Source organism: Adlercreutzia muris, from assembly GCF_008831045.1.
Lineage (GTDB): Bacteria > Actinomycetota > Coriobacteriia > Coriobacteriales > Eggerthellaceae > Adlercreutzia > Adlercreutzia muris.
In genome coordinates, this window is record NZ_WAJS01000058.1 from 1 (window position 1) to 6,889 (window position 6,889).

Annotated in this window: 4 protein-coding genes and 1 pseudogene; 3 read left to right on the forward strand and 2 right to left on the reverse strand. The window is 70.2% G+C overall.

Going from position 1 to position 6,889, the window contains the following annotated elements:
* Positions 1–1,344 (forward strand): DUF11 domain-containing protein (locus tag F8D48_RS11100; RefSeq protein WP_151432071.1); only part of this gene is annotated, 1,344 nt, incomplete at its 5' end.
* Positions 1,345–1,414: 70 nt separating this feature from the next.
* On the opposite strand, the gene F8D48_RS11105 is transcribed toward F8D48_RS11100, so the two are convergent.
* A complete protein-coding gene (locus F8D48_RS11105) occupies positions 1,415–2,677 on the reverse strand; it encodes a HipA domain-containing protein (protein WP_151432074.1) in 1,263 nt (420 codons plus the stop codon).
* A gap of 5 nt (positions 2,678–2,682) precedes the next feature.
* On the reverse strand, positions 2,683–2,928 hold the full coding sequence (locus F8D48_RS11110; protein WP_135971432.1) for a helix-turn-helix domain-containing protein: 246 nt from the start codon (positions 2,926–2,928) through the stop codon (positions 2,683–2,685).
* A gap of 316 nt (positions 2,929–3,244) precedes the next feature.
* Between F8D48_RS11110 and F8D48_RS12175 the strand changes: the two genes are divergently transcribed.
* Together F8D48_RS12175 and F8D48_RS11115 are read left to right on the forward strand one after the other, a co-directional pair.
* Positions 3,245–3,379, forward strand: a complete 135-nt coding sequence (locus F8D48_RS12175) for a hypothetical protein (RefSeq protein WP_257475588.1) — start codon at positions 3,245–3,247, stop codon at positions 3,377–3,379.
* Positions 3,380–3,554: 175 nt separating this feature from the next.
* Positions 3,555–6,889 (forward strand): annotated as a pseudogene (locus tag F8D48_RS11115) (DUF11 domain-containing protein); the annotation flags it as partial.

Below are 6,889 nucleotides of genomic sequence, written 5' to 3' on the forward strand. Positions count from 1 at the left end.
GCCCAGGCGACGGGCACGCGGCCCGACCCGGCCGACCCGGAGAGACCGATGCCCGACCCCGACAACCCCGGGCAGCCCCTGCCCGTGAACCCCGACCCCACCGACCCGGCCACGCCGCCCGGCCCCGGCCGCGTGGTGCCGGCCGACCCGGTTGTCGACCTGACCAAGACCGTGGAGAACGTCACCGCGCCCGATGCGGGGACCACGCACATCGGCGATGTGCTGCGCTACACCGTGACCCTCGCGAACACCGGAGCGGCCAACAGTTGCCTCGTGGGCGCCGTGGTGTCCGACCCGCTGCCCGTGGGGCTGGACCCCGTGGCCGGCACGCTGCGCCTGGCTGTGGACGGCGGGGCGCCCGTCGCCGTGCCCGACGCGGCCTACGACCGCGCGAGCCGCACCATCGCCGTGACGTGCGGCGATATGTGGGGCGGCTCGCGCGCCGTGCTCACCTTCGACGCGACCGTGGGGGCCGAGGCCGCGGGCGCCGACAACGGGAACGTCGCCCACGCCCACGGGTCCGTCCCCTCGAAGGATCCCGGCACCGCACCGACCGACCCCGAGCCCGGCCGGCCCGCAACGCCGCCGTCGGAAGAGCCCGAGACGTCCACGCCGCCAGTCCTTCCCCCGACCGTCGTCCCCGACGACCCCGACCGCGGGGACGTGACCATCGAGAAGACAGCGGAGAACACGAGCCGCGACGACGGCACCACCCACGTGGGCGACACGGTGCGCTACCGCGTCGAGCTGGCCAACGGCGCCGTGGGCACCGGTTGGATGGACGCCGTGATCCGCGACGACGTGCCCGAGGGGCTGGAACCCGTGGCCGGCACGCTGCGGCTGACGCTGCCCGACGGGAGCGAGGTCGCCGTGGACGATGCCGCCTACGACCCGGCCACCCGCATCCTGGCCGTGGCCTGCGGGCACCTCTACGGCGGGCAGCGGGTCACGCTGGCCTTCGACGCGCTGGTGACGGAGGCCGCCGTGGGCGCCGACATCGGCAACGTGGCCGTGGGGCTCGGGACGCCGCCGAGCGCGTGGGACCCCGACGGGGAGTCGCCCGAGCCGGGCGCGCCCTTCGACCCGCCGGAGGGGTGGGACGCCTACGAGCGCTCACGCGGCGAGGTGGCGTCCGGGCCCGCCTATCCGCCGGGGGTCGACCGGCTGGGCGGCGTGGTGCCCGGCGACCTGCCCCGCGAGAAGGAGCGCACCACCATCGCCCATAAGCTGGCCCAGACCGGCGACGCCCTGGCGGCAGCGGCGCTCCTGCCAGCGGCCCTCGCCCTGGCCGCCGGCGCGGCCCTGCTCGCGTCGCGGCGGCGCAGGGCGCGCAGCCCGCGGTAGGCAAAAATCCGCCCGGCATGCAGGAGGGGCCGGCGGCTTCGCGCCGCCGGCCCCTCCTCGTTCGCAGCTCCTATCGCAACGCGTCGCGTCGCCCCAGAAAGCCTTCCTCAATCCGCCCGCCCACTTCGGCGGCCCGCGGGAAGCCCTCCTCGGCGACGGCCCCGGCCGCCTCGCGCAGGACCGAGGGGAACACCTCGATCAGCTCTTCAAGCTCGTCACGGGCAAAGCGGACGCCGACGCCGCACGACCGGGCAGTTGCCGCAACGTCTTCCATCCTCACATCGTCGATGCGGCGCGAGCCACCGAACGACACCCCCATCTCCCGATCGAGCTCGGGGTATATCGTCGTGCACGTGAGGTCGTACAGCGGCGACAACTCCCGCGACGACCAGTCCTCGCTCCACAGCATCGAGTGGTTCTTCAGATGGTTGTCGGCGTTCCCCATCGCCCAGTCCAGAAGCAGGCGCGAGAACAGCAGCCTCTTGTCCCCGAACGGATTGCGACTTCCCTCGTTCACGACCCAGGCACAGTGGTTCGCATAGCTCCCGTCCGTGGGCTCGTATTTGTCGAAATAGTCCGGCAAGGCCTGAAGGAAGTCCTCCTGGTGCAAGCGGTGCAAAAACGCATCGCCCACGTCGATGCGGTCGAACCGCTCCACGGCAAGCAAGGGCTCCTGGCCCGCAACGGGAATCAGGCGGCATGATGCCACATCGAACCCCAGCGCAGCGGCCGTCCTCATGCAGATGGCCTCGTTGACCGTCTGGTCGGGGAAACTGCCGTCGCACGCCTTCACGATATGGCTGGACGGAGCCGCTCCCTGCGGGTAGAACCAGAATCCGGACGAGGTGTCGAAGAAGAGGCCGATCTTCATCTGCGCCCCCGCCAGCGACAACCTCGATCGGCTGGCGGCCCGCGGGGCGAACTCCCCGGGGCGCGCGGCGAAGCGCACGAGGTCCTCCTCCCCCACGGGTGCATAGCTGCGGCCCTCCAGAAGGGGCTCCTCCCCCTTGCCGAACACCAGGGCCCCGGCGGACTCGTCGTTCAGGCGGGCCATGAAGGCGCCCACGTCGTCGATATCGGCGTGAAAGGCGCGACCCAAGCTGCGCCGCATGCTCCCCTCGGGCAGGATGCCGTTGAAGAACGACTCGGTCTCCCTGGCGGGGAACGCCCCGGAACGCAGGGGAAGCGCCTGGGAGATCGACTGCGCCGTACGGCTCTGGAGATAGCTCTCGGAATACGCGAACCCTATTCCGCCGCCCGCGGGCGCCACCCGGCCGACTTCCTCGAAGCGGCCGAAGTACTCGCGGTAGACCACGAGTTCGGTGTCTTTCATGGCACTCACCTCTCGAACGCGACGACGTCGACGCCCAGGGCCGTCGCGAAGGCGAGCACCTTGTCGATCCCCACCGTACCGCGGCCGCGCTCGATCTCCCCCACCAGCCGCGGGCTGAAGCCCAGCATGTCCGCAAGATCTTCCTGGGTGTAGCCGAGCCTCTTGCGGCGGCTCCTGAGCGCCGCCCCCAGCGCAGCCCCCTCCGTCACGCGCACCCCCTGGGCTATGATCTGATCGCGGCTTATGTCCATGACGCCTCGTTTCTTACGTATAGGTAATCCGTTCCGTATCGTCTATAGTATCATACGTATACGTAAGATATTTAAGAATCAGCCAAAATATTACGTATACGTATGAAGAATAGGTCCGTCGGCATCTGGCCCGCTCTTTCCCCAAAACCTTTCTCCCGCCTAGCTGCTCGGTGTAAAGCTTTTAGGGGCACCCCTCTCAACTTTACGGCGTCTCCCCTACCCCGACCGCGCCGCTCAGGGTTGCGGAAAGCGGGGCGAAGGGGTATATTCGGGCAGACCTGGCGCCAAAAGGGCGCCCGAGAGAAGGAGATCCGACATGAGAGAGAAGCGACGGGGGTCGCTTCTGCGCCTCGGCCTGGCGGCCGCGCTCGCCTGCGGGATGATGCCCGCGGCGGCCTTCGCCGAGCCGGAGGGCCAAATCACGGAGACCCCCCCCCATCGAGTTTTCTGAGGCCGTAGCCGACGCTACCGACCCCGGCGAGACCACCCCGGCCGAAGGCGATCCGCCCGACAGCCGCCCGCAAGCCACCGATGCCGCGGGCTCCGCTTCTCCCTCTTTCGAAAAATCCGACACCGCTCCCCGGCCGGGCGCTCCCGACGTAGCGCCCGGCAGCACCCCCGACCCCGTGGCGCGCGCCCTCGCCGAGGCGGGGCTGCCCCTCTCCGCCGCGGCCTCGGCCGATCCCTCCCCCGACGCGCAGGGGTGGGTCACCTGCGGTGACCTGCGCGTGAAGGGCGGGGCCTACGGCGTGGACTTCACGTACACGCCCGGCGCCGTGCAGTACAACGGGGCCGATTACGGCACGTCGGACGTCGTGGAGGTGCTCACCTCCGCGCCCCTCGTCTTCTCGGATGCCGCCGGCCACGGCAAGGACGCGCCGGGCGCCACGGGCATCCAGGTGAACCCCGGCGTGCACGCCGACATCACCTTGAACGGCGTGCATGTCTCCCACACCATTCCGCTCAACATCATCACCGACTGCACCTCCACCGAGAACGGATCCAAGGCATCCGACAGCACGCAGCTGCAGACTCGGACAGAGCTGTATCTGGTCGTAAGCGACAGGTCTGACAATTCCCTTTCCTCCCATGAAAACTACCGACCGGGCATCAGATGCGGAGAAGGGGCGAACCTGACCATCGACGATGAAACTCGCAATATCGATTCCGCCGGCAATGAAGTGGTGCCCGTTGGCGGTATCATCAATCACGAGACGACACTTATCGGAGGCAAACACCTCAAAAAAGGGGAGGTGCACACCACTCTGGACAGCGAGGAGCCCGGATCGCTCACGGTTGAGGGAGGCTACGGCGCGTCGGCCATCGGCGGCGGAATGGCAGAAACAGGCGGACGCATCACCATAAATGGTGGAGCCATTCTCGCGCGGGCCTACTATGGCACCAAGAACACCGACACAGGGGCCGGCATTGGCGGCGGCGCGGGCGGAGAAGGGTCCGACGAAGTTATCACGTACAACTCTGGCACCATTGAAGTTCATGGCGGATACCACGGGGCTGGCACCGGGGCTGGCTGCTGGCTGACGACAGACCCAAGCCCATATGCCACACCGGATGCCATCTGCTCTCGCACGTGGGGGGCGCCGAACGCAGGGGACATCACCATCAACGGCGGCTGCATCACCTCAATCGGAGGCTACTGCACTAGTGGCTTCGGAACCGGCTGCGGCGGGGGCTCCAACAAGGGCAATCTCGTTAAAGTTACCGGCGGAACCCTACTCCCAGGCACCGAGGGGTCTCGCCCTGATTTTTCCGCAGGCACCGAAGGGCGCGTTGTCATCAGCGGCGGATCGGTGCGCACCGAGGGCACCGACAACTTCGAGGGGTTCGGCGGCACAGCCTACGGCAGCGAAGGCGAGTACCGAGAAGAGGACAAGGTGTTCATGATCACCGTCGACCTCGGCTCGGACGGGGTCGGCAACGAGACCATAGACAAATGGGGCCTGAGCATCGACGGGGTGCCGCAGGGCTACGGCGCTCCCGCGCAGTTCCACGAGGGCAAGCTGTACCTCTGGCTGCCCGCGTCGGCCAAGGACAAGGTGATCTCCATCGACCTGGGCTACGAGAGGGAGGACGGGACGCGTGTGGAGCCGGACACCCTGTTCCGCGACCCCGCGAGCCCCGCCGACCCGGAGGACCCGAACCGCACGAAGCTGAAGCGCTACGAGGAGTTCGAGCTGGACCCGTCCTACCTCGCCGGCCTGAAGAAGTACTACGACGGGATGCCCCTCGAGGCCTACGACCTGAAGGCCAGGCCCATCGCCCCGCCGAAGGACCCCGACCGCGTGCTGAACGACCCCCTGGCCTGCGACTACAAGTACCAGCGCTTCGACGCCGTGGGCGGAAACGCCGTGTCCGGCGAGGTGTCCACGGGCAACAAGATGCCCAGCGACGTCGGGATCATGAAGTTCACCATGATCTCGCGGCAGTACTCCACCACCGAGGGCTTCAAGGAGAACTACTGGGGACACCGCGCCTTCGGGTGGTGCGAGATATGGGCCATCCCCTCGAGGGTGGCAGACGTGAAGGCCTCGTGGGGCGCCGGGGAGGGCGCCGACCGGGCGCTGGCCGTGGAGGCCGTGATCGAGCGGGGCGCCACCGTGGACGGGGCCCCGCCGGCGGCCGACGGGTCGAACCTGACCGAGCCCACCTGCGCCTCGCCCGAGGGCCGCGTGCAGCTGTACGTGGACGGGAAGCCCGTGGGAGACCCGGTTGAGCTGCGCTTCGAGGACGCGACGCTGCCCGACGGCACCGTGCTGCCCGCCAACGCCGCGCGGGAGGGAGACGACGCCGCGGGCCACCGCACGCGCGTGTCGCTTTCGATGACGGCGGCCGCCGCGGGGCTCGACGCGGCGGCCGCGGGCGCGGGCGAGCACCGGGTGTCGGTCCGCTTCCTGCCGCCGGACGCCGCCCAGCAGGCCACGGGCGCGCCGGCGAACTACCTGGCCAGCGAGGAGCCCTCCGGGGACTCGAAGGCCCCCTGGGCGCCGGTGCAGGTGGCGCCGGACCCGGCCATCGCGCCTGTGCCGAAGCTCGCCAAGAGGGCTGAGAACCTCACGCACCCGAACGGGCCGACGCAGCCCGGCGACCGCATCCGCTACACGATCGAGGCATCGAACGGGGCCAAGGGGTCGCTGTGGACGGACGTGGTGGTGACCGACCCGCTGCCGGCGTGCCTCGCCCTGGACGAGCGCTCGGTGCGGCTCGACAACCCGCGCGCCGGCGTCGCCGACCGCGCGCTCTCGAAGGCGCCGTCGGTGGCCGCGGGCGACGTGGGGAGGTTCTCGCTGTCGGCCCCCGGCGCGGGCGGGCGGCCCGTGCTCGCGGCGCCCGTCGGGGACGTGGCCGGGGGCTCCTCGGCGACCGTGTCCTTCGAGTGCACCGTGCGCGGGGAGCTCGACTTCGCCGACCCGGCGGCCGTCGACCTGGGCAATGTGGCCTCCTCCACGGGCACGCGCCCGAACCCCGACGACCCCGACGTCCGGGTGTCCAAGAGCGTGGAGAACCTGACCGCGCCGGGCGCCAAGGTGACGCACCTGGGGGACCGCCTGCGCTACACCATCGAGCTCTCGAACGCCGGCGCCGCCGGCAGCTGCCTCATGGGCGCCGCCGTGTCCGACCCGCTGCCGGCGGGCATCGAGCCCGTGGCCGACACCATCCGCCTGGCCCTGGACGGCGGCGAGCCCATCGAGGTGTCCGACGCCGCCTACGACCGGGCGAGCCGCACCATAGCCGTCACGGTCGGCGACCTGTGGGGCGGGCGCGCGGCCGTGCTGACCTTCGAGTGCACCGTGGGCGAGGCGGCCCTGGAACAGGACACCGCCAACATCGCCCACGCCCACGGCGAGGTGCCCTCCGAGAGCCCTGGCTCACGCCCCGAGGACCCCGATCCCGGCAAGCCCGCGGAGCCCCCGGCGGGCGAGCCCGAGGCCTCCTCGCCGCC